Source organism: Staphylococcus shinii (assembly GCF_017583065.1).
In the GTDB taxonomy this organism is placed as follows: Bacteria; Bacillota; Bacilli; order Staphylococcales; family Staphylococcaceae; genus Staphylococcus; species Staphylococcus shinii.
Genome location: NZ_JAGEVL010000005.1, coordinates 157,712 through 182,005 on the forward strand (window position 1 = coordinate 157,712; position 24,294 = coordinate 182,005).

General features: G+C 33.2%; 28 protein-coding genes. 13 read left to right on the top strand and 15 right to left on the bottom strand.

All coding sequences use genetic code 11. From position 1 onward, the window contains the following. Positions 1-87: 87 nt before the first annotated feature. The gene (locus tag J5E45_RS07250; protein ID WP_039069134.1) at positions 88-561 is read right to left on the bottom strand and encodes a thioesterase family protein; all 474 of its coding nucleotides are present in this window, start codon (positions 559-561) and stop codon (positions 88-90) included. Between the two features lie 185 nt (positions 562-746). Here J5E45_RS07250 and J5E45_RS07255 point away from each other — a divergent pair, with 185 nt between their 5' ends. Beyond that, the gene (locus J5E45_RS07255) at positions 747-953 is read left to right on the top strand and encodes a hypothetical protein (protein WP_039069135.1); all 207 of its coding nucleotides are present in this window, start codon (positions 747-749) and stop codon (positions 951-953) included. Positions 954-1,085: 132 nt separating this feature from the next. On the opposite strand, the gene J5E45_RS07260 is transcribed toward J5E45_RS07255, so the two are convergent. From J5E45_RS07260 to J5E45_RS07290, 7 genes are read right to left on the bottom strand one after another with little or no spacing between them, the layout of a single operon-like run. Beyond that, complete coding sequence (locus tag J5E45_RS07260) at positions 1,086-1,928, bottom strand: urease accessory protein UreD (RefSeq protein WP_039069136.1); 843 nt, start codon at positions 1,926-1,928, stop codon at positions 1,086-1,088. Continuing rightward, on the bottom strand, positions 1,928-2,542 hold the full coding sequence (ureG, locus tag J5E45_RS07265; RefSeq protein ID WP_017723828.1) for an urease accessory protein UreG: 615 nt from the start codon (positions 2,540-2,542) through the stop codon (positions 1,928-1,930). The genes J5E45_RS07260 and ureG overlap by 1 nt, the downstream gene beginning before the upstream one ends. A 13-nt stretch (positions 2,543-2,555) precedes the next feature. After that, positions 2,556-3,245, bottom strand: coding sequence for an urease accessory protein UreF (locus tag J5E45_RS07270; protein ID WP_039069137.1), 690 nt, complete (start codon positions 3,243-3,245; stop codon positions 2,556-2,558). Next, positions 3,238-3,690 (bottom strand): urease accessory protein UreE, encoded by a 453-nt coding sequence (gene ureE, locus J5E45_RS07275; RefSeq protein ID WP_069793169.1) that lies wholly within the window; start codon positions 3,688-3,690, stop codon positions 3,238-3,240. Before ureE ends, J5E45_RS07270 begins: the two co-directional genes overlap by 8 nt. Positions 3,691-3,700: 10 nt before the next feature. Beyond that, a complete protein-coding gene (gene ureC / locus J5E45_RS07280) occupies positions 3,701-5,416 on the bottom strand; it encodes an urease subunit alpha (RefSeq protein WP_039069139.1) in 1,716 nt (571 codons plus the stop codon). Beyond that, complete coding sequence (locus J5E45_RS07285) at positions 5,413-5,826, bottom strand: urease subunit beta (RefSeq protein WP_039069141.1); 414 nt, start codon at positions 5,824-5,826, stop codon at positions 5,413-5,415. Before J5E45_RS07285 ends, ureC begins: the two co-directional genes overlap by 4 nt. A 15-nt stretch (positions 5,827-5,841) precedes the next feature. Next, complete coding sequence (locus J5E45_RS07290) at positions 5,842-6,144, bottom strand: urease subunit gamma (protein ID WP_039069142.1); 303 nt, start codon at positions 6,142-6,144, stop codon at positions 5,842-5,844. A gap of 215 nt (positions 6,145-6,359) precedes the next feature. Here J5E45_RS07290 and yut point away from each other — a divergent pair, with 215 nt between their 5' ends. From yut to J5E45_RS07330, 8 genes are all read left to right on the top strand, one after another. Continuing rightward, positions 6,360-7,265: an urea transporter gene (gene yut, locus J5E45_RS07295; protein ID WP_039069143.1), complete on the top strand. Its 906-nt coding sequence runs from the start codon at positions 6,360-6,362 to the stop codon at positions 7,263-7,265. A 104-nt stretch (positions 7,266-7,369) separates the two neighbouring features. Further along, on the top strand, positions 7,370-8,851 hold the full coding sequence (gene nikA, locus J5E45_RS07300; RefSeq protein ID WP_172643901.1) for a nickel ABC transporter substrate-binding protein: 1,482 nt from the start codon (positions 7,370-7,372) through the stop codon (positions 8,849-8,851). After that, positions 8,848-9,825 (top strand): nickel ABC transporter permease, encoded by a 978-nt coding sequence (gene nikB / locus J5E45_RS07305; RefSeq protein WP_039069146.1) that lies wholly within the window; start codon positions 8,848-8,850, stop codon positions 9,823-9,825. Before nikA ends, nikB begins: the two co-directional genes overlap by 4 nt. After that, entirely contained in the window at positions 9,825-10,646 is an 822-nt protein-coding gene (gene nikC, locus J5E45_RS07310; protein WP_039069148.1) for a nickel transporter permease, read from the top strand. The genes nikB and nikC overlap by 1 nt, the downstream gene beginning before the upstream one ends. Beyond that, positions 10,639-11,418 (top strand): ATP-binding cassette domain-containing protein, encoded by a 780-nt coding sequence (locus tag J5E45_RS07315; protein ID WP_107548519.1) that lies wholly within the window; start codon positions 10,639-10,641, stop codon positions 11,416-11,418. Before nikC ends, J5E45_RS07315 begins: the two co-directional genes overlap by 8 nt. Beyond that, positions 11,411-12,100, top strand: coding sequence for an ABC transporter ATP-binding protein (locus J5E45_RS07320; protein WP_039069150.1), 690 nt, complete (start codon positions 11,411-11,413; stop codon positions 12,098-12,100). Before J5E45_RS07315 ends, J5E45_RS07320 begins: the two co-directional genes overlap by 8 nt. Before the next feature lie 132 nt (positions 12,101-12,232). Then, positions 12,233-13,144, top strand: a complete 912-nt coding sequence (locus J5E45_RS07325; RefSeq protein ID WP_208181946.1) for an ABC transporter substrate-binding protein — start codon at positions 12,233-12,235, stop codon at positions 13,142-13,144. Between the two features lie 506 nt (positions 13,145-13,650). Next, complete coding sequence (locus J5E45_RS07330; RefSeq protein ID WP_039069153.1) at positions 13,651-14,067, top strand: MarR family winged helix-turn-helix transcriptional regulator; 417 nt, start codon at positions 13,651-13,653, stop codon at positions 14,065-14,067. A 71-nt stretch (positions 14,068-14,138) separates the two neighbouring features. Here J5E45_RS07330 and J5E45_RS07335 read toward each other — a convergent pair whose 3' ends face one another. After that, positions 14,139-15,569, bottom strand: coding sequence for an APC family permease (locus tag J5E45_RS07335; RefSeq protein WP_208181948.1), 1,431 nt, complete (start codon positions 15,567-15,569; stop codon positions 14,139-14,141). Between the two features lie 402 nt (positions 15,570-15,971). Further along, a complete protein-coding gene (locus J5E45_RS07340) occupies positions 15,972-16,799 on the bottom strand; it encodes an N-acyl homoserine lactonase family protein (RefSeq protein WP_101050086.1) in 828 nt (275 codons plus the stop codon). Between the two features lie 352 nt (positions 16,800-17,151). Between J5E45_RS07340 and J5E45_RS07345 the strand changes: the two genes are divergently transcribed. After that, positions 17,152-17,532, top strand: a complete 381-nt coding sequence (locus J5E45_RS07345; protein WP_208181950.1) for a VOC family protein — start codon at positions 17,152-17,154, stop codon at positions 17,530-17,532. Between the two features lie 56 nt (positions 17,533-17,588). Further along, positions 17,589-18,398 (top strand): Cof-type HAD-IIB family hydrolase, encoded by an 810-nt coding sequence (locus J5E45_RS07350; protein WP_208181951.1) that lies wholly within the window; start codon positions 17,589-17,591, stop codon positions 18,396-18,398. A 55-nt stretch (positions 18,399-18,453) separates the two neighbouring features. Here J5E45_RS07350 and J5E45_RS07355 read toward each other — a convergent pair whose 3' ends face one another. Continuing rightward, a complete protein-coding gene (locus J5E45_RS07355) occupies positions 18,454-18,876 on the bottom strand; it encodes a universal stress protein (RefSeq protein WP_039069159.1) in 423 nt (140 codons plus the stop codon). A 93-nt stretch (positions 18,877-18,969) separates the two neighbouring features. Further along, on the bottom strand, positions 18,970-20,034 hold the full coding sequence (locus tag J5E45_RS07360) for a quinone-dependent dihydroorotate dehydrogenase (RefSeq protein ID WP_208181953.1): 1,065 nt from the start codon (positions 20,032-20,034) through the stop codon (positions 18,970-18,972). Between the two features lie 255 nt (positions 20,035-20,289). Here J5E45_RS07360 and J5E45_RS07365 point away from each other — a divergent pair, with 255 nt between their 5' ends. Further along, the gene (locus tag J5E45_RS07365; protein WP_208181955.1) at positions 20,290-21,147 is read left to right on the top strand and encodes a fructosamine kinase family protein; all 858 of its coding nucleotides are present in this window, start codon (positions 20,290-20,292) and stop codon (positions 21,145-21,147) included. 72 nt (positions 21,148-21,219) lie between these two features. On the opposite strand, the gene J5E45_RS07370 is transcribed toward J5E45_RS07365, so the two are convergent. Further along, a complete protein-coding gene (locus J5E45_RS07370) occupies positions 21,220-21,453 on the bottom strand; it encodes a DUF896 domain-containing protein (RefSeq protein WP_039069163.1) in 234 nt (77 codons plus the stop codon). After that, the gene (locus J5E45_RS07375) at positions 21,431-22,408 is read right to left on the bottom strand and encodes a TIGR03571 family LLM class oxidoreductase (RefSeq protein WP_208181956.1); all 978 of its coding nucleotides are present in this window, start codon (positions 22,406-22,408) and stop codon (positions 21,431-21,433) included. The genes J5E45_RS07370 and J5E45_RS07375 overlap by 23 nt, the downstream gene beginning before the upstream one ends. A 302-nt stretch (positions 22,409-22,710) precedes the next feature. Between J5E45_RS07375 and J5E45_RS07380 the strand changes: the two genes are divergently transcribed. Beyond that, positions 22,711-23,505, top strand: a complete 795-nt coding sequence (locus J5E45_RS07380) for a trypsin-like serine peptidase (protein ID WP_101050076.1) — start codon at positions 22,711-22,713, stop codon at positions 23,503-23,505. Positions 23,506-23,633: 128 nt separating this feature from the next. On the opposite strand, the gene J5E45_RS07385 is transcribed toward J5E45_RS07380, so the two are convergent. After that, positions 23,634-24,197 (bottom strand): TetR/AcrR family transcriptional regulator, encoded by a 564-nt coding sequence (locus J5E45_RS07385; RefSeq protein WP_039069168.1) that lies wholly within the window; start codon positions 24,195-24,197, stop codon positions 23,634-23,636. Positions 24,198-24,294: the final 97 nt, after the last annotated feature.

Genomic DNA, 24,294 nt, shown 5'->3' on the forward strand with positions numbered 1-24,294 from the left:
CTCACACTTCCAAAAGTAGAATGGTCATTCTATCTCATGATATCAATGAAATTGTATGACGTCAAAATTGAAGTATGTCGTAGTGTGCTATTTATTTTGTGGGATACGGATAACATGACCTAATTGTTTAGGTGTGTCAAAATATTGTTGTTTATCAAAATAATTCTTAAGTTTTTCTTGAATAGGCAGTGGGAAATCTTTACTACTTCTTGTATGATTGCTAACCCCCATCATCATCGCTTCATATGTAGCGGTACGTTCATTATTAGCATTGTACATAGTTAAGAATAAATGTATGCGTTTAGAATCATAATTGTAAATATGTATTTTGATGTAAAACGTATCGTGAAGTAATAATTCTTTTAAATAAGAAATGTGCGCTTCAACGTTAAAAATCGTAACGTCTTGGCTATGACGATAATCAGTTGAAAAGTCAACATGTTCCAAAAAGCCAGCGACTGCGTCACTGAACACAGAATAATATTGTGCATCATGCATATGGTTATTATTGTCTATCCAAGATGGTTGTACATTGTTTTTATAAATATATTCATCTATCACAAGATCACTCCTATTAAAAATTATTTATTAACCTTTACCATTGTAGCAATAATAGAAGTACAGAGTTAACAATTTGTTTAAATTATTATAAAAAGCATTTATTATTCTTTATTAATAAACTAAGGTAAGATAGTATGACAATGTATTAATTTAGTAAATGTCACTCAAATGGGAGGGAGATTTTTATGGTGTTCGTTGCATTAATATTATTTATTTTATCTTTAGTTTTACTTATTTATTCTATTACTTTATTAATGGGGAAAGACGGAACGTTATTTAGTTTGTTTACTGAAAAGGAAAATGAATTAAAAAAAAGTCACAAACTAGCAATTTACATTACAACGATTGTATTATTGATATCTAGTCTTGTGTGGTTTTTGAATATAATTTAACTTTTTAGTTCGCATAATAGAGTGAGATTCATAGTAAGTGTTAATTAAGATTAATTTTCAGTCAGGTTGTCTAATTTTAATTAATACGAAAAGGAGAGCCCGTAAGTAAAGTTTCGGGCCCTCCTTTATATTTTAATATTTTCTTAAAAAATCTATATCACGATTAAATGTTGTTTTTACTACATATTCTTGTAAAGTAGCCAATATTTTTTCGATAATTTGTGTTTTGTTGGATAAAATTCGAATACTAAAGCCGTGTGTTGGTAGTTTAGTGATTCCGAAGCGACAATCGTATTTTTGTTGATAGTGTTTGATTTGTTCATAGACATTATCGATTAATTTTTGATTTACAGTAGGATGTATAAAATAACACGATCCTAAGTGGGTATAATCTTCCATGTAACCAAGTCCATCAACTTTATTTTTGGATGGGTCAAGCAAAGTATTGTCAAATACAACCAATTCATCATCGACATAAATTTCATTTAACAAGTGCATATACGTATAGCTAAAGTTTTTATCTTCTTTAGAATAACCTGGAGTTAATATATCTGTATAAAATAATGCAGCTGTAGGTTTCAAATGAAATGTATTATGTTGATAGAATTTTGCATTTTCAAAAGCGATAATTGGATCACCTACATACTCAGCATACCCATCATCTTGAATACTAAAGTTTTGGTACTGTTCCACATGGTTATTTGGTGTTTTATAAATTTTTGTGGCTCCTTGTGAAGTTAAAATCACTTTTGCGTTAGGTTCTATATTAAAATCCATTTTGTAACGGTCCCCATCTAAGTAACCGCCACCTACGTTTACAATATAAAAAGTAGGGATATCAGAATTGTTTAAATAAACTGGTCGCATGACTTTTAAGGCTTTTTCGAAAAAAACGTCACGCGCCACCGATTTCTTACCATTATTGAAAACAGTTAAATCTAATTGGCCAGTCCATTCGTTATGTCCATTAGACATTAAGCTAACCCTTTAAGAAATACGTCTTGTTCAATCCACTCAATAACTTCATCTAAACCTTCATCTGTTTTAAGGTTTGTAAAAGTGAAAGGACGGTTACCACGGAATACTTTTGTATCTTCGGCCATGCGTTCTAATGATGCACCAACATAAGGTGCTAAATCGGTTTTGTTTATAACAAAGAAATCGGATTTAATCATGCCTTGTCCGCCTTTTCGAGGGATTTTTTCCCCTTGGGCAACATCGATGATATAGATAGAAAAATCAACTAACTCTGGGCTAAAAGTTGCAGCCAAATTGTCGCCGCCAGATTCGATGAAAATAAGTTCAATATCATCATTGCGTTCTTTTAATTCATCAATTGCAGCAAAGTTCATTGAGGCATCTTCACGTATAGCTGTGTGAGGGCAGCCACCTGTTTCTACACCAATAATTCTGTCTTCAGGTAAGACGCCAGAATTAACTAATATTTTTTCGTCCTCTTTTGTATAAATATCATTCGTGATGACACCAATACTCATATCTTTTGCTAAGCGTTTTACAATTTTTTCAATAAGTTGTGTCTTCCCTGCACCTACAGGGCCGCCCACACCTATTTTGATTGTATCTGTCATAAAAATTGACCTCCTAAGATATAAAAATTCTTACGTTTACGTTTTCATGTTCCATCTGGTTGATTTCTAAACCTGGTGCGGTAATACCAAGCTGCGATTCCTCTAAAGTCATAATGTAATCTCTAGTCTCTTTCATGATAGGTATCATTTGATGAACGATACGTTGACCAGCAGTTTGACCTAAGGGGATTGCACGTACTGCATTTTGAGTAAGGCTAGATACGTTTTGGTATAAATAATAATCAATAATCGTTTCTATATCGACCCCAAGGTGATGGCCAAGCATAGTAAAACAAATAGCAGGGTGTAATATCGCTTTTTTATTGCGCATTTGATCATGATACCAGTCTATCCAATCACAGTCATATAGCTCAGAAGCGAGTTTTACCATACGATTACCCATTTGTTTAGAACCTTGTCGTGTTTCTTTTGGTAAATTTTGTACAAAAAGGATACGATCTAATCGTAAAATAGTTTGCTTATCATTTTGTTCAAGCGCATCGTAAACAAGACGCATTGTTAAGCCATCAGCATATGTTAATTGTTCATTTAGAAAAAGTATGAGCCATTGTTGGAAGCTTTCTTCGTCATGAACGATATCGCGTTGGATATAAGTTTCAAGTCCAAATGAATGACTGAATGCACCTGTTGGAAATTGTGAATCACAAAATTGAAACAGGCGTAAATGTGCGTGATCAATCATGTGAATGACCTATATGTCTAAATGCTTGATTAACTTTACGATCTTCGTGTTCATACGGTATCCCTAAATCTTTTAGTAGTGATTCTACTAGATAATCATATTGAACGAGCATTTCAGTTTCTGTGAACTGTGCAGGTAAGTGTCTATTACCAAGTTGATGAGCGATATCTCCCATTTCTTGTAAAGAGCGCGGTTTAATTACAAGCAAATCTTCAGAATTTACATCTACGATGATCATATTAGTATCATCTTTATACAAAATATCTCCATATTGTAAGTCGATTGGTTGTTTTAAACGGATACCAAGTTCATTACCGTGATCTGTTTTAACACGTTGAATGCGTTTAACTAAATCAGAGTTTTCTAAATATACTTTTTCTATATGTTTTCCTTTATCGCTATCTGAAATGTTAGCAATATTGCCTACGATTTCTTCGATGATCATTTTTAACCTCCTAGAATAAGAAATAACGTTGTGTTAATGGTAATTCCGTAGCTGGTTCACTCGTGATTTTTTCGCCATCTACAAATACTTCATATGTCTGCGGATCAACGTCTATTTTTGGCGTTGCGTTATTATTTTTCATATCTGCTTTAGATAGTTTGCGAATATTATGAACAGGTCTTAATTTACGTTTTAAACCTAATAATTTACCAATATCATTTTCATAAGCAGTAGTAGATACGAACGTCATTGAAGTACCTTGCATATTGCCTCCAAGTTGGCCATACATCTTACGGTATTTTAAAGGTTCTGAAGTAGGGATAGAACCGTTAGCATCGCCGTTAATTGCAGTGTTTATTAATCCGCCTTTAACAATGACATCAGGTTTAACGCCGAAGAACGCGGGCTCCCACATAATTATATCAGCGAGTTTACCTTCATCGATTGAACCAACGTAATCTGAAATACCATGCGTAATAGCAGGGTTAATTGTATATTTCGCTATATAGCGTTTGATTCTATTATTGTCATTATATTCGCTATCACCATCTAATGGACCGCGTTGCTCTTTCATACGGTGTGCAACTTGCCAAGTTCTTGTAATTACTTCCCCGACACGTCCCATGGCTTGCGAATCAGAGCTGACCATACTAAATACACCGATATCTTGTAATACGTCCTCGGCAGCAATCGTTTCTTTACGGATACGTGAATCTGCAAAAGCAATATCTTCTGGTATAGAAGCGTTTAAATGGTGAGTAATCATAACCATATCTAGGTGCTCATCAATTGTATTTACTGTGTATGGTAAGGTAGGGTTTGTGGAAGATGGTAGGATATTAGAATAAGCTGCAGATTTAATTAAATCAGGTGCATGTCCGCCACCTGCGCCTTCTGTATGATACATATGTAGCACACGGTCTTTAACGGCGGCCATTGTTTCTTCCATAAAGCCGGCTTCATTTAATGTATCAGCGTGTAATGCAATTTGAACATCATAATCGTCAGCAACTTGAAGGGCATGGTCTAATGCTGAAGGTGTTGCACCCCAGTCTTCGTGTACTTTTAAACCGATAGCGCCGGCGTGTACCTGTTCTACTAAAGCTGTATGATTAACTGCTTGTCCTTTACCAGTAAAACCAATATTTAAAGGCAACGATTCTGCCGCTAGTAACATACGATGTAAATGCCAAGGGCCTGGTGTAACAGTAGTCGCTTTAGCGCCTTCAGATGCGCCTGTTCCGCCACCGATGTGTGTTGTAATACCACTTTCAAGGGCAACTTGCGATTGTTCAGGATTAATGAAATGGACGTGGGTATCAATACCACCAGCTGTTATTATTTTCCCTTCTGCAGAAATAATATCTGTAGTTGCACCAATTATAATATCTACGTTATCCATAATATCTGGATTACCGGCTTTGCCTATTTTCATAATATAGCCATTTTTAACACCGATATCTGCCTTAACAATTTTATCGTAATCAAGAATTAGTGCGTTTGTAATTACTAAATCTGCTACTTGCTTATCATCACGTGTCACATTAGGGTTTTGAGCCATACCATCACGGATTGATTTACCACCGCCAAATGCAGCTTCATCACCATACGTCGCGTAATCTTTTTCGACACGCGCAAATAAATTGGTATCTCCTAATCTTACAGAGTCTCCGACAGTAGGGCCATATAGACTTGTATATTGTGATTGCGTCATTTTAAAACTCATCTGTTATACCCACTTTCTTTATTAGCATTTTCGCTGACTTTATTTTCTTCAGCGATAATTTCTGTAGCGCTGTCGTCATCTTCAGCCTTATAAACACGCGCCTCGTCAATAGGCCCATTCACATTACCATGGAAACCAAAAATTCTTCTTTTACCGCTAAATTCAACGAGTTGAACTTCTTTTTCGTCACCAGGTTCAAAACGGACTGCTGCCCCAGCAGGGATATCTAACCGTTTGCCGTAAGCTTTTTCTCGTTCGAATTGAAGGGCAGGATTCGCTTCAAAAAAATGATAATGAGAACCGACTTGAATAGGGCGGTCTCCTGTGTTTTTGATATCAAGTATTGTAGCGTTATGCCCTTGATTGACTTCAATTTCTGTACGTTTAACTATAATTTCACCAGGTTTCATAATTAAATTCCTCCTCTACACGATTGGGTGATGAACGGTAATTAATTTAGTACCATCAGGGAAAGTTGCTTCAATTTCCATTTCAGTTAACATATCTGCAACACCCTCCATTACATCATCCTCACCTAGTATTTGTTTGCCGTAACTCATAAGTTCTGCAACAGATTTCCCATCTCTTGCACCTTCGAGTAATTCAAAACTTATAATGGCAACTGCTTCGGGATAATTTAACTTAAGACCTCTTTGCTGACGTCTACGAGCCAAATCTGCTGCAATAACTAACATTAGTTTGTCTTGTTCACGTTGTGTAAAATGCACATGCTCACTACCTTTCGACGTTTTTATAAATTAAAAATATAGTATGTGACTAATCTAATAATAAGACGATTAGACGTATACTACAAGAATAACCCTCTGAAATAAATTAATGACGAAAAAAAACGCGTTGAAATTAAATATGTATTACTTTAAATTTTATCCGTTATAATATATTATGTTGTATGTTGGAATAAGCAGAGAAACTAGGTGACAATGTGAATGCTGTTCGAATTATATTAAAGAACATCGCACAAGTACTACTATTAAATAATGCATGGACAGGCTTATTTATTTTGTTAGGTTTATTCGTAGGAAATTGGAAGGTAGGTATTATGGCCTTAGCTGCGAGTGTTATTGCATTATTATTAGCGAAACGAACAAATTACTCGAATGAAGAGATTAACACGGGATTAGCAGGTTTCAATCCAGTGCTAACGGCAATTGCATTGACACTATTTTTAGTGCCAGAATGGTATAGTATATTAATTGCTTTTATAGCAATTGTGATTACAATGCCAATAGGCTCAGCATTTAGAGAATTTTTTAAGCCTTTTGGCGTGCCTATGTTAACAATGCCATATGTGTTTGTTAGCTGGGTGATCTTATTAATGTCATTTCAATTTAAGTTTGTGAATGCAGATGTCAATATACTGCCTGACACAGTACAAGAGATACAATTTTCAGGACATAGTATCCATTTTATAAATGCTTTTTTATCAGGGTTCAGTGAAATCTTCTTATTGAAAAGCATTATGGCAGGCTTATTGATTCTTATAGGGATTTTTATTGCTTCAAGAAAAGCAGGTGTATTTGCTATAGTAGCCAATCTCATTGGTTTTACTGCTGTACTAGTGCTTGGTGCAAATCATGACCAAATTAATGATGGATTGTTTGGCTATAATGTCATACTAACAGTGCTCGCTTTAGGTGTTGCTTTCCGTACTAGGATTCAACGATATATTAGCATTGTTTTAGGAATCCTTTTGACAGTTGTATTACACGCAGGCATGACGACTTTATTAACGCCGTTCGGTTTACCGGTATTTACGCTGCCTTTCATCATAGCAACATGGATTATGTTGTTTGCAGGTAACCGAATGAAGGTACAACAAATTGAATAGCATGACTTTATTGGATAAATACCCTAAATTATATTTTATAATATAAACATCATTTGAGAGTAGCACGATTTTCTAATTGATTATAAATTTATTAGGAAGAAGGAATAAGAATGAAAAGAATTGTTTCATTACTTGCAATATCAGCTGTAGTCTTAGCGGGGTGTAGTGGTTCAGGAAATGAATCGAAAGGGAAAACTTTAGACGTTGAACTACCATTAAAAACAACTTCTATTGCACCTTATGAAACAGATGTACCAGTGAAGATAGGTGCTGCCGAAGCCCTATTTAAAGCTGGTGCAGATGGTAAAGTTGAAAAGTTATTGGTTGATTCATACGACCAAAAATCACCAACACAATTAGACATTAAATTAAAAGATGACATTAAATTCCAAAATGGTAAAAAAGTGACAGGCGAAGCGGTAAAATCTAGTTTGGAAAAAAGTATTAAGAAAAGTGACCTCGTTAAAGGTTCACTTCCAATAAAAGATATTAACGTAGATGGTCAAAACATTACGATTACTACAAAAGAAGCTTATCCTGAATTAGTGTCAGAATTAGCGAGTCCATTCTCTGCAATTTATGATACAGAGGCAGATGACATTAATAAAACGCCTGTTGGTACAGGACCATACCAAATAAAAAACTATAAGCAATCTCAAAATATCAAGTTAGATCGTTTTGATGATTATTGGCAAGGTAAACCTAAACTAGATCACGTTAATGTTACATATCAAGAAGATGGTAATGCTCGTACAAGCGATTTAGCATCGGGTAAAGCAGATGTAATTACAGATGTTCCTGTTGAAAAGGAAAAAGAGTTGAAAAATGGAGATAAGACAACTACATCTGCAGTATCAGGATTTAGAACGTCATTGGTTATGTACAATCATACAAGTGATAAAATGACTAAACCTGTACGTAAAGCTTTGGATAAAGTTATTAATCGTGAAAGTATCGCACGTAATATCTCTAAGAATCATGCTCAACCAGCTACCGGACCATTTAATACAAAATTAGATTTTATAGATAAACAACCTATACAAAAACAAGATTTAGAAGAAGTCAAACAAATTATGAAAGAAGAAGGGTATTCTAAATCAAATCCATTAAAATTAACCGTATCTACGTATAATGGAAGACCAGAACTACCTAAAATGGCACAAGTTATTCAATCAGATGCTAAAAAAGCCAATATTGATATCACTATTCGAAATGTAGATGACATTGAAGGGTATTTAAGTGATAAAAAACAATGGGATGCCTCTTTATATAGCTTTGGTACAATACCTAGAGGAGATACGGGTTACTTCTTTAATCAAGCTTACAAACCTGAAGGTGCTATTAATTCTGGAAACTATAACAATAAGAAAGTCACAACATTAATCGATCAGTTTAATAGAACAGTAGATAAATCTGAACGTAATCGATTAACAAATGAAATTATTGATATTACACAAAATGACTTTGCAAATAGCTATATCTCATATATGGATAATATCGTCGGTATGAATAAAGACGTAAAGAACTTAAAAGCAACACCCGAGGGTATCTATCTAATTGACTATAGGGTAGATAAGAAACAATGATAATTAAAAATATACTCTCTAGAATCGGACAAATGATCATTGTATTGTTTGTCCTTTCTAGTATCACATTTATATTGATGAAACTTACGCCTGGAGATCCTGTTGATAAGATTCTACATTTAGATATAGCGAATGTATCATCAGACCAAGTTGAAGCAACAAAAGAAAAATTAGGGTTAAATCAACCAGTGGTCGTGCAATACTTTCAATGGTTAGGCCAAATTGTTCAACTTAATTTTGGTACAAGTTACCAAACAGGTGAACCAGTAATAAAAGAATTAATCTACTACACGCCGCCGACTTTAAATATTGCATTTTTAACTATAATAATTGTCTTGCTAACAGCACTTCCAATGGGAATTTTAGCAGCGAAATATTATCACACGTGGGTTGATACATTTATCAGAACTGTAACATCCTTTACAGTTAGTGTGCCTTCATTCTTTTTAGGTACAATTTTAATTTATGTTTTTGCACAGAAATTTAATATTCTGCCATCTTCAGGTTTGGATACGATGGCTGGTTATATATTGCCGGTGATAGCATTAAGTGTAGGTATGAGTGCATACTATGTAAGATTAATGCGATCAAATTTACTAGAATTATACCAATCCAAAGAAGTTGAGGCTTCACGTCTTAGAGGCGTATCTGAACGGTATATTTTATGGTGTGATTTATTTAAACCAGCGATTATACCAGTCATAACGGTATTAGGTATGTCTGTAGGAAGTCTTATCGGAGGAACTGTCGTCATTGAAAATTTATTTGGCATACCGGGTATTGGCCACTTCCTAGTAGATAGTATACGTGCTAGAGATTATCCTGTAGTACAAGGTGCGGTAATTATGATTGGTTTCTTTGTTGTTTTGGCTAATACAGTAAGTGATTTATTATTACTATGGTTAGAACCAAAACGCCGATATAATAGCTCACGTCCTCCCAAGAAGCCGCAACGACAGGATGGTGAAATATAATGAAACAATTAAATAAACAGCATCTTATATTTTATGTGTTTGCATTGTATTTATTGGCTCTTATCATCGCACAATTTTTTGTGTCGACAACAAATGCTTATGAGGTAAACCTAGGGAGTAGTCTTGAAATGCCAAGCTTTAACCACTGGCTAGGTACTGATGATTATGGTAGAGATTTACTTTCAAGAGTTGTTATTGGCGCAAGGTATACATTGATTATTAGTTTGATTACATTGTTGATTACGGTCATTGTTGGTGTACCATTAGGGTTAATTGCGGGTTATAAAAAAGGCATTGTGGATACAATTATTATGCGTATTATTGATATAGGATTAAGTATTCCTGAATTTGTCCTTATGATTGCATTTGCTAGTTTCTTCAAACCTAGTATTTGGAATTTGGTCATAGCAATTACGATTATTAAATGGATGACTTACACGAGATTAACGCGATCTGTCGTAAGTAGTGAAATTACGAAACCTTATATACAAATGGCTAAATTATTTAACGTCCCAACACATGTTATTATTTTCAAACATTTTTTTCCACAAGTCTTACCATCTATTATTGTATTGATGACAGTAGATTTTGGGAAAATTATATTATATATATCATCGCTTTCATTTCTTGGACTCGGTGCACAACCGCCTTCACCTGAATGGGGAGCAATGTTGAATACAGGTAGAGATTATATTAGTTCGTATCCATTACTTTTGATTATTCCAGCATGTTTAATCACAGTAACTATTCTTTTGTTTAATTTAGCTGGAGATGCTTTAAGAGATAAATTATTAAAAGGAAAGCGTGATATGAATGACTAATTTACTTGAGATTAATAACTTAACAATTAAAGATGAAACAGGTACTAAACTAATAGATCACATAAATTTCAGTTTGAAAGCTAGTAAAGTTAATGTTTTAGTAGGAGAAAGCGGTTCTGGTAAAAGTTTAACTGCAAAAGCGTTAGTGCAACAATTACCTAATAATTTAGTAATGACTTATGATGAGTTGAATTATGAAAATAAAAAACTGTCAAATATCCACAGCCTTTTGGGGAAAGAGATTGGTTTTATTTCTCAAGATTATACGCATAGTTTCAATGAGCATATGAAATTAGGTAAACAATTGATCGCAATTTATAGGCAACATTATAAGACAGATAAAGCAAAAGCCAAAAAAATTGTAATACAAGCGCTTGAGTGGGTTGACTTAGCACCGAATCAAACTATGAATAGTTATCGTTTTAGTTTGTCAGGTGGACAACTTGCTAGAGTTCAAATAGCAAGTGTATTGATGCTTAACCCAAAGCTCATTATTGCCGATGAACCCACTGCATCACTAGATGTAATAACAGGGGCTAATATTATGAACCTAATCAAACATTTGGCAGAAGTTCATAAAGTTACACTTTTATTAATCACGCATAATTTATCACATGTTTTAAACTTTAGTGATTGGATTCATGTTATTCAAAAAGGTAAACTGGTTGATTCAAATCATGTACAAGCATTTAAAAATCATGAGATAGCACCATATAGTTTAAAATTATTTAACTCCCGTAGCCAACTAAAGGAGGGGAGAAATAATGATTAACTTAAATAACTTAAACTTTAAATATAGAGAAACTCCTGTTTTGAAAAATATAAATCTTACGATACAACCAGATGAAATCGTAGGGATTGTAGGTGAGAGTGGTTCAGGTAAAACGACATTAGCACAAATTATGTTAGGTCTGTTGCCAGTATCTCAAACGCAATATACAAATTGTAATTTAAAATTATTACCTATATTTCAACATGCGTATGATAGCTTTAATCCAAAATTCAAAATGAGTACATCTCTAGAAGAACCGATAAAGTATCATCAAGAGACAAACTCAAATGAAGTTCATCAGCGAATGCATACATTAATGCAACAAATGCATCTTGATGAAAAGCTGTTAGATAGTTTCCCTGACCAATTAAGCGGTGGTCAATTGCAACGTTTTAATACGATACGTACATTGATGTTAGCACCTGATATGTTAATTTGTGATGAGATTACAGCTAGTTTAGATGTCATTGCTGAGCAAAGTATGATAGATGTGTTAAAAAGGTACTACACAGATACACATAAAGGCATGCTATTAATATCTCATGATTTAGCTTTTTTAAATCAAATCGTTGAACGATTAATTGTTATGAAAAATGGCGAAATCGTAGATGATTTTAATATTAAATTTTTATTCGATAAACAACGTCATGAATACACAAAACAGCTACTAGCAATTTACTAAGTAGCTGTTTTTCGTTTTAATGATAGAAAAAATATACGTTTTAATTTTAAAAATAATGTACATCATATTATTGAGAATCATATAAGTTCATGTATAATTAAATACAATATGAGAAAAGGGGATATTTTACGCATGAAAAAATTATTATTACCATTGTTAGCTTTAATACTTGTGCTAGCAGCATGTGGCAATAGTTCAAATGACAAGTCGTCAAGGGAAAATAGTGAAAAGACAACTTATAAACAAGATTCAGGAGAAAAAGTTGAAATACCAAAAAACCCTAAACGTATTGTAGTCTTAGGCGCTACATATGCTGGAGGGTTAAAACAACTTGATGCTAATATTGTTGGCGTAGCTAATATTGTAAATGATAGTAAAGTTTTAAAAGATAAATTTAAAGATGTAGATAAAGTAGATGCTGAAAATGTTGAAAGTGTTGCGAAACTTAAACCAGATTTAATAATTACTTATAATACAGATAAAAATATCAAGAAATTAAATAAAGTTGCGCCCACAATAGCTTTTGACTATATGAAACATGATTATAAAGAGCAACATAAAGAATTAGGTAAAATTGTAGGTAAAGAAGATAAAGCAGACGCATGGGTTAAGCAATGGGACGAAAAAACAAAAGACGATGGAAAAGAAATTAAAGATGCTATTGGTGCAGATACGACAGTATCTATCATTAAAGATTTTGATAAAAAAATCTATGCTTTAGGAAAAACATACGGTCATGGGAGTGAAATTCTATATGATTCCTTTGGATTGAAAATGCCTGAAAAAGTAGAAAAAGCAACAGAAAAAAATGACCTAGCAGATATCTCTGAAGAACAAATCCCTGAAATGTCAGGCGACTATGTGGTTACACCAGTTGCTAAAGGCAGTGATCTATCATTCGAAAATAAAGATGTTTGGAAGAATACAGACGCAGTTAAAAACGGCCAAACATTTAAAGTAGATGAAGGCATTTACTGGTTGAATGATCCTTATTCATTAGATTATGAACGTAAAGATTTAAAAGAAAAATTATTACAACATTAACCTAATTATGTCACTATGCTCAAATAAAGCATCAATCTATTTTATTTAATAGATTGATGTTTTTTATTGAACAATTTTTAAGGGAATTATTATTCGACATAAAGTGATTATATGAGCATGTTGGAAGTAATTGATTTTAACATTTAATCATAGCATTTAGAAATATCACATTAACTTGAAGAGGCTCTGAAAAGGCGTTTGAAATTTTCGGGGTAACAAAACGCTATTGCTAATTAAACGAAATTATAATACTTTATGACATTGAGGGATTTTAGACGTTTTAATAAAATGCATTGACTTTAAATGGTAATAGACAAAGGTTGCAAGCAAATATTTCATTATCCGTTATGATGATGTAAGATATTAATAACAATTAATAAATTGAGTCGTAGAGATTATATATAGAAGATATATAATATAGTGGCTCACTAGAATATAAAGAGTATTTATGAGTAAAAGATAAGCTATGGTAGTTAATCATACACATATATCTTTGGGAGGATATTATGGAAAAACAACAAAAAATCGATAATTGGGTACAATTAACCAAATACGTTCATTATATAGAAACGTTAATTGAGAAAAAAATGAAGCAATCATACAATTTAAGCTTGAAAGAATTTTATGTATTATATGAAATTTATAAAGCTAAAGGAAAAAAATACAAAATTAATGATTTGATAAAAATTGTTGATTTAAGCCAAAGCGCAATGTCTAGGTTGATTGTACGAATAGAAAAGCCAGAAAAAGCATTAGTTGTAAGACAAGAATGTGTTGAAGATCAACGTGCTATGTATATTTATCTGACAGAAGAAGGGCTTAAAATTACGGAAGCGGCACTAAATACCTATGAAAAATTAATTAAAAAAGTAGATTTTTCTAATATTCGTAAGTTATCCCAAATAGATGAGCAAGAAGATTAGTATTTTCTTCCAATTTAAAAAAGCAGGATTCGGAACATTAGTATATGTATCGAACCCTGCTTTTCTTTTAATTAAGAAGTTTTATCTTTTTTAGAATGTCTCACACCATAAAAGAGATAAATAAGTATCCCTATGATAAACCAAGCAAGTGTATATAATTTTGCTTCTAAACCTAAGCCCCAGAATACGATGACTACACTTACAAATGTTATAACTGGCATTATAGGATAAAAAGGCATTTTGAATGCTGGTACTGGAATATCTTTACCTTCTCTTGGACGTAAACCAAATATTCCTATAGAGACAAACATAAATGCGACGAGTGTTCCTGCAGAAATTAATTGAGCTAAGAAGGCAAATGGGAACATTGATCCTATAACAACAGCAATGATAGTAAGTATTATCAAAGCGCGGTTAGGTAAGTGTTTATTATTTAATTTTCCTAACCATGAAGGTAAGAGGCCATCTCGACCAAAAGAATATAATAAGCGCGAACCTGCTAACATCATGCCAATAAGTGCTGTGAACATACCAATTACAGAAATTGCTTGAACTACTGCTGCTACTAAACCAAATCCACTTTGTCGTAAAGCCCAACCGACAGGTTCTGCATTACCAGCGTATGCTGAATATGTAAACATACCAACAAGCACAAGTGAAACTGCAACAAATAGCACTACTGCGATTAGTAGTGATCCTAATATCCCTCTAGGCATTGTTTTTTGTGGATTTATTGCTTCGGCTGAATTGGCAGCAATTGAGTCAAAGCCGATATATGCTAGAAAAATCATAGATACACCTGCATAGATACCTTGCCAACCTCCGAAGGACCCAGTTTCAGTAACTTTATGTTCAGGAATAAATGGCACATAATTACTGAAATCAATAGCTGTTAAACCTACGACAATAAATAATAATACGGCTAATACTTTAATGACGACAAGGATATTTTCGATACGTGCAGCTGCTGATACCCCGTATGCTAATAAACAAGTTGTAAGGATAATCACGATAGCTGCAACAATATCAATAACGCCGCCATCATTGCCTAGTGTGTTAGAAAGTGCTTTTGGTAATTCGAGACCTAATGGTGATACCAGTCCCCGTAAGTTTGCTGAAAAGCCTGATGCCACAAAAGCGACGGCAATAAAATATTCTGCAAGTAAAGCCCAGCCTGCCACCCATCCAAATACTTCACCAAATACTACATTAATCCAGGAATAAGCTGAGCCAGCAAAAGGCATTGCAGACGACATTTCAGCATATGCAAAAGAAACAAGCCCAGCCACTACTGCTGCTAGTAAGAATGAAAGTGCAACTGCAGGTCCTGTGTGTTGCGCTGCAACGACTCCGGGCAACGTGAAGATGGAAGTAGAAACAATGGTACCGACACCTAAAGCTAAAAAGTCTTTAACTCGTAATGTTCTATTTAAATGAGCATCCTTCACTTGATAAACGGATGGTTCGGCCTTTTTAAAAATTTTGTTAAAAAAATCTTTCATAATAAACCTCTCCTAATGAATACTATATCGTAAAACTTTATAACTAAATTATGATAATTTATATCATAGCATAAATATCTCTAAATATTCAGAAAATTTTGTGAAAATTTATAAAACTTATATAGCGAGTAACGTATTATAGTTTGTTTTAGTATTATTAGTTATTTTAAGTAGTTGTTTACTCTATAGGTGATGGCGGTTTTTGTAAGCTATTCATTTTCAGAAGTATATAAAAAGGACGAGATATAAGTCATAGTTCAGTTATACTTACATACGCTCGCCCATACAAGCTTATCTATTGATATTAAATTTATATTTATAATTTTTTAAATCAAAATAGTAGTATAACAATTACTAAACTTTACTAGATATCTAGAGCGATACTACTTAACTAGTATTTCATTATAAAGAGATGACTTGTGGTTGAACTGCTGGATCATGGTTAGCAATCGTTTTGACACAATCTTTGTCTATAGCTTGGGCTTTTACCCAATTTAATGATTTGATAGCATCATCTTTATCAACTACGAGACCAGGTAAAATACCGTTTTTCCATGATTTTTCAGCATAACCCACATCTGCGGCCAACAATAAGTATGATGCATCATCTTTATGTGCTTTAACACGTGTAGTACATAGCCCAGCACTATGCCCTGGTGTATGAATGAATTCGAGTGTGCCATCTCCAAATAAATCAAAAGATTTACCTGTAGGCCCGATACCATTATTTTTTAAGGGATAAGTTTTAATATCAATATTGCTCCATTGGTGTGGAAGATAACGCATTTTATCATTATTTGCAGCATTCCATTCCACTTCACTAACTAAGATGTTTTTAGCGTCAGCTACATGTGCTAAACCATCAGCATGATCACAGTGTAAATGACTCAACATCACATAATCTATATCTGAAGGTTGATAACCTAATGCTTCTATTTGTTCATGTACGGCAGAACCTTTAGGTAAAACTGCCTTATTTATTGGATATTGAAAAGCTAAATTTTTAATTGGGTTTGTGCGATTGATATCATGCCAACCCGTATCAATTAGAACAAGTCCTTGTGGATGTTCTATAAGGTAAACAGATACAGGCAGACGCAATTGTTTCTTTTTAGATCTAAACAATCCGGTCCATGCTAAAGGTGGATTATATTTATAGTTGAATGGTAATGCTTCGTCTACAATCACTGAACCAGTGTGTAAGACGTGCACATTGATTGTACTAGTCATTTATTTTACTCCTTTTAGTTAAAACAATATGGCCACAATAAAACGAATAATCATATATATATGAAATTTGATTATTCAAGTGCCACAAAATATTGATGATTAATGATATAGCTTAATTTCATCATAATTTGGTTATAACTATCTTTAGATGCTTTAAAATGTTGAAAATAAGCAAATAAGATGTTGAAAACTTTAACTCATATAGAGATAATGTGTCAAATAAATAATGATTCAATATCATCATTTCATTCAAAAATAACCGTTTAAAAGCGAATGAGGAGACGCGGTATAGGTTCTTTATAGCAGTTTAAAAGTGGAATGTGTTATGGTGATTAAAAATAGGGGGACTAAAATGAATATAAAATCATCTTGGCTTAATTTACCGGTAGAAGATTTAGTGGCAAGTGAAACATTTTATAGTGAAATAGGTTTTACCATCAAAAGAAACGAACCAGTTTTAGATAAAATGAGAGGAATTGAAACATTAGACAATAAAATTATCATGCTTATTGAACGTAATCAATTTGAGAAAGTTGCACAAGTTTCAAATATCGAGAGTAATGGTACGTTGATTTCTATTTCTGTATCTGAGCCAGAAGAGGTAAATCGCTTGTTAGAACAAGTTGAAGCATCAGGTGGTCAAGCTCTACAAAGCGGAACTAAACATGAGGGTTATTATGGTGGTTTATTCAAAGATATCGATGGTCACCTTTTTAATATTATTGTAATGTAGTTTGAGTAAGAGTATGACTATTATTATATCCTCAAAAAGAGAAAGGAGTATCAGTGGTGATAAAAGCAATAGCTGTAGATAAAGATGGTACATTTTTAAAATCGGACCACACGTATGATAAGGCGTATTTTGAGAAAATATTTGATGAATTGAAACGTCAAGATATTAAATTTATTGTGGCAAGCGGTAATCAGTATGCTCAATTACAGTCATTTTTCCCGGAGAAAGAGCAACATATCACGTATGTTGCTGAAAATGGTGCTGTTACTTATTATGACAATGAATTGATGACATCTTATTATTTTGACCAACAACTCATTTATGATGTTGTGGAGACACTCACAAGATACTTTAAGCTAACAGACATTGTATTGAGTGGTATTCAATCAGCTTATGTAAAACAGACATGTAGCGATGAATTTTTAAATTTTATTAGTAATTACTATTATGATATTGAAAAAGTAGCGTCCTTTAAGCAAATTGAGAATGATAATTTTGTGAAAGTTGCTATGCGTATCAAAGATAAAGATTTAGTGGAAAAAGTTATAAATACATTAGAAACTAAATTTGCAGGAGAGCTACGTGCAGTAACAAGTGGTAATGATAGTGTAGATCTTATTTTACCAAATGTTAATAAAGGCATTGCGATTCAAGATGTTTTAAAGCAATGGGGCATTAAGCATGACGATTTACTAGCATTTGGAGATGCCAATAATGATATAGAAATGTTAGATTTAACAACACATAGCTATGCTATGGCTAATTGTAGCCCTGAAGTTGAAGCGGTTGCTCAACATAAAGCACCATCAAATGATGATTCTGGTGTTTTACAAGTAATTGAACAGTATTTGAAACGACAAAAATAAAAAAACTCAATTTCACTATCATTCATGATAAGGGAATTGAGTTTTTTTATTATTGTTAATTTACTATAAGTACAGGGGTATCCACGTTACTTGCAATTTTATGTGTCACATTACCAAGTATGTTTTTAATATCTGATTTTGTACGTGTATTACTCATTACAATGATATCGTAGTTATGTTCTTTAATTTCTGACAAAATAGAATTTTTGATGTAGCCTGTTTTAAATCTAATATTTACATTTAAACCTAGGTCTTCTAATTTATTAACAAAAGGTTTGAGTAATTCGCTTTTTTCACGTGCTAAATCTTCAAAGTGTTTATTATCATACCGTACTGAAGTTTCTAACTCACTTTCTGGGATGACGTTAAACACCGTAATTTCGGCGTTATCTACGCAAGCGGTTAGATTTTTCAACTCTTCAGGGACATTGTTGAACGAATTATCAAAATCATAAGCTAATAATATATTTTTATACATAATAGCACTACCTCCTTTATTATACTTATACCCTATTATTTTTAAAGTAAAAGAGGTAGTGCAAGAATGCGCGCAGACAAGCAAATAGAAATATTATACGTCTAACCCAATAATTTCACTTACATTATTATAACCGTTAGATTTGAGGTATTGTGCCAGTTGCTTATTTAATTTTTGAGTCAAACCTGGTCCTTCAAAAACTAAAGAACTATAAATTTGTACTAAAGAAGCACCACTACGTAACATTGTAATTACATCTGTAGTATTGAAAATACCGCCTGTACCAATAATTAAGAATTGGCCATTCGTTTGTTTATAAGCATATGAAATTAACTCTAGGTTACGATTGAATAAAGGCTTTCCACTCAACCCGCCTGTTTCATGACGATTGGTTGAATTTAGATGGTCACGTTGTTGAGTTGTATTAGCTAGTATAATGCCATCAAAGGTTTGTGTTATTGGTTCTAACATTTGCCCAAGGCCGTCTAATGTAAGATCAGAAGTAAGTTTGATAAAAATAGGCACCCTTAGATTTTGCTTATCTTTATAAGATTGAATAGCTTCACATAATTGTGAAAATTCATCTTTATCATGAAAACTTTGTAAGTTTTTCGTATTAGGGGAGCTAATGTTAACCGTAAAGAAAGTCACATCATTTTTAAATGTATCGATAACTTTAATATAATCTTCATAACGCGCATCATAGGATGTGGTCTTGTTAACTCCAACATTTAATCCTATTGGGATTTGATAACTATATTTGCGTAAATTGCTTAAAGCTTTGTTCATGCCTAAATTATTAAAGCCCATTCTGTTAATCAATGCAGCATCTTCCACTAAACGATACATGCGTGGCTTAGGGTTACCGGGTTGAGGTTTAGGCGTGATGCCGCCTAACTCAAGTGCACCAAAACCAGCATGTTCTAAGGCTTTAGGTACTTCACAAGATTTATCAAAACCTGCTGCTAATCCAATTGGATTCTCGAAATAAATACCTTTGATATTCTGATGTAGTTGCTCGTTTTCATAGTGAAATAATTGGTTAATAACAGGTAAAAGTTTTGGATATTTTTGGACGAATTTAAGTGCATTAATCGTCATCCTATGTGCTTTTTCAGGATCAATTTGGAATAAAATAGGTTTGATGAGTTTGTACATGTCATGATCGCTCCATTTATCAAATTATTTGTAATAAAACTATGTATTGTGATAAGTGCTTAATCAATTTTAAAAAGTAAAATTGAAAATGATGTCTTTAATAGACTAGCATTTTACGAATTATATGCCTAGAGTAAATAAAAGAATTATTAAAACTTTCACATATAGTTTATTTGAGTATGTGAGTGATTAATTAAGTTGAAAAAAGGAAATAATAATAACGTGTATTAAATATAACAATTGGAGGTATCACTCATGAAACAGTCATGGCAAACACAATTGCCTTTAAATAATATAAAGTCTATTTCGCCTGTTAGTGGCGGCGATGTTAATGAAGCTTTTCAAATTGAAACAACAGATGAATATTATTTTCTATTAGTTCAACGAAATCGTAAATCATCTTTTTTTGCTGCGGAAATTGCAGGTCTAGAACTTTTTGAAGAAGCAGATATTACCGCACCACGGGTAATAAATAGTGGTGAAATTGAAGGTGACGCTTACTTAATATTAACTTATTTAGACGAAGGACGTTCAGGAAGTCAGGAGGCATTGGGGAAATTAGTAGCCCAAATGCATAGCCAGCAACAAACAGACGGAAAGTTTGGCTTTGATTTACCTTATGAAGGCGGGGATATATCATTTGATAATAGTTGGACAGATGATTGGAGTACATTGTTTGTAGAGCGACGTTTAGACCATCTGAAAAATACGTTAGTAGAACAGGGGGTATGGAGTGAAGACGATGCAACACAATATGAGTCTGTACGTGCGGTGATTATGGAAGCACTAGAACAACATCAAAGTAAACCTTCTTTATTGCATGGAGATTTATGGGGTGGAAATTATATGTTTCTCACAGATGGTTCGCCAGCGTTATTTGACCCAGCACCCTTGTATGGTGACAGAGAATTTGATTTAGGTATTACTACAGTATTTGGAGGTTTTACAGATGCGTTTTATGACGAATATGATAAACACTATCCGCTAAGTGAAGGCGCGACAAAGCGTCTCGAATTCTATAGATTATATTTATTAATGGTTCATTTAGTTAAATTTGGTGATATGTATGCGCGAAGTGTTAAACGTTCTATGAAACAAATATTAGCGCAATAATATATAAAATAAGGAGTGTGCTAGCAATTTAACTGTTTAACTAGATTGCTAACTCACTCCCTTTTTTATGCTTTAATTAAGGTCTAAAGTTCCCATTTCTTCACGTAATTTATAAACTTTATCAGGTGTTACGTCTTCTCCTAAAGGATCAACCACTTTCATTGTTGAAAATGTATTGATAACTTGTCCGCGAATCATTTGTAAATATTCTTGTCTTAATGTGTGTTGTTCTTGTTTTTCTTCAACACTTAGTGGTTGTACTTTTTCTTTATTTGCAAGTTCATTAATTCTGTCTAATAATGTCATTTTTATATTCCTCCTGTGATAAGTGTGGCGGGAAATGTGGTATTACATAATCGCCAATTTCTGTTAATAATGATTTATATGATCTGTCATTCGATTTTAAATGTAACATAATATGGTTTGTGCCAATTTTTTCATAAGCTTTTAAAATTTTAATTAAAGTATTTCTACCTAAACGATAACCACCTTTAATAGGTTTCACTAACTCGTTCGGTTGATTTGATAAATCTACAACAAGAGGATGCATAAATGGTTTGAAAGTGTCATTGTTGTGCCAATCTTGTAGTAGCGTTTTCTGTTGTTGGAATGGCTGTGGGTAAAACATTAAGCCGTCCATGTTGGATTTTAACCAAGTCATTCGTTGTCTTGAGTAGCCTGTAGCAAACATAGGGATATGTTTATGCTTAGGCAAAATTTGTAGCCCAGAGTCTTCATATAATTCAAATATTGAGTTTGATATATTTGGTGAATGTGCTTGCCACAATTCATTTATAGCCGTAATAGTTTCTTGGAATTTTTCCGTTAACTGTTCTTCTTTTACCTTAAAGGCAGGAAATTCAAATTTACGGTCTCCTGTCGCTATGCCTAATAAAAATCGCTCATTTGAAAGTAAGTCAAGAGAAGTAGCCGCCTTAGCTATATGAATAGGATGACGTAATGTAGCAACAATGCTAGAGGTTCCGAGAGCGATTTTAGATGTTTTGGCACTGAGATAAGATAAAAATACAAACGGATCGTAGTTTGTCGTTACATTTCCTAGATGCGGACTATAAAGCGGACTGTCGCGCACAAATAGGCTAGTAAACCCGAGTTCTTCAGCATATTGAGCTAACTCAATTTGATTTTCAAATGGTAATTCATGGTCTTCTGAACTGTCGAAAGGTAAAGTTAACCCTAAGGTCAAATGACCCTTTTGAAAAGTTCGTTTGAATCCATGATGGTGTTGGATTGTTGTCACGTCTATCCCTCCTAACTTTAAATTTACAACACAAATTGCTTAACTAACATGTGTTGTATAGATGTATTGTATAACGTGTTTATAATTAAAGCAAACAACATGTTTACGCTTATATCGTGTAAACAACAAATAATGTTAAACGTTGCTTAAAAATGTAAAAAATCCACTTAATGAATATAAATTATTCTAGAAATAATGAAATAATTTTTCATAAAGAAATTTAAAATATAATATAATTTGATTATTTTTAGAAAATTCTTTAAATTGAAGAAGAGATTTATATTTTATTGGAGGGTTAATTTATGTTGAAAAGAATATTAATTAATAGTATCTCATGTGCTTTTATCGCTATATTGTCATTAGCAATGTTTAATAGTGATAGTAAGGTTGATGCTCAGAGTACTAATACTACAGCACAGGGTACTGAAGCGACGCAAAATACAGCAGATCGTCCTGCTGAAAATAAAGCAATGCCAAGAGTTATATTACCAAACGAAGATAGAACTCAAATTGAAAATACAACCAGTGGACATTATCAATCAATAGGTTATATCAGTATCGGAGATAATATTGCTACAGGGGTTGTAATAGACAAGAATACGGTATTAACAAATAAACACGTTGCAAATCTTTCGGAAGATGGTAACTTGACCTTTGCGCCAGCTGCCAAAGATGCTAATACATTTCCTAACGGTACATTTACTGAGAAAGAAATAAAAGCATATCCAGGTGCGGAAGACTTAGTAGTAATACATTTTAACGAAAATAAAAATGGTCAATCAGTAGGCGATGTAGTACAACCAGCAACGTTACAAGACGCTTCTAATGTTAGTAAAGATATGCCTATAACGGTCACTGGTTATCCTGGAGATAAATCATTAGCAACAATGTGGGAAAGTAAAGGCGAAATCCTAGCAAATAAAGGCAATATACTTACATATAATGCGAGTACTTATGGTGGCAATTCCGGTTCCCCACTCTTTAACGATAATAATGAAGTCATTGGATTGCATCAAGGGGGCGTTGAGGGTGAAAGTAACAGTGCAGTTGCGATAACAGGTGAAGTGTTAGATTTTATAAATGAAAATAGAGAATAAAGCATTAAATATTAGTCATTTTATATATTAGAAAATGTCTAATGATATAAAGTAAAGTATAAAATAAAAGCGGAGCTATAAAATCAATAATGGCATTTGATTTTGTAGCTCCGCTATTTTAAATATTTTTAATTATTATTTTGGTTCATTAAGAAAGGGAGCGCTTGTTTAATATAAATTTGAGCTGGTAATTGACTTGTATGGAACCAATGTTTTGCTATTCCGTAAAGCCCCCAAGACAAGAATCTCGCAGTTGTAGCAAGCGTTTCACGTTGTTCGTTAGTGTGTTGTTTTACAAGTAGAGTTAAAAAGATATCTTCTAATTCTTCTTTTACTTTTTTCTCTACAACTTGGCCATAGGCTTCACTATTTAATTTACATTCATTATGTGTCTCTTGAATGTAGCTTGTGATAGTAATAAAGCTTTTACATAACGTTTCTTCATTAAGCTCCGTTGATACATTTAATGAATCATTTAAGTTATTTAGTAAAGTTTCCGATAATGTATAATCCATAATGTCATATTTATCATAAAAATGAGCATAGAACGTTGCACGATTAACGGTTGCGCGGTCTGTAATGTCTTTCACTGTTATGGATTGAAGTTTCTTTTCTTTTGCTATAGCTCGGAAGGCGTCCATCAATAATTTTTTAGTCCTGGTAATTCTTGGGTCAACATGAGTTGTCGGCATTGACCTTGAACCTCCTTTAAATTAAATCACTAGCAATGCTATTTGATATAAATTATCTTGCTTTCAAACGAGAATGTCAATTTGACTGTTTTATTTG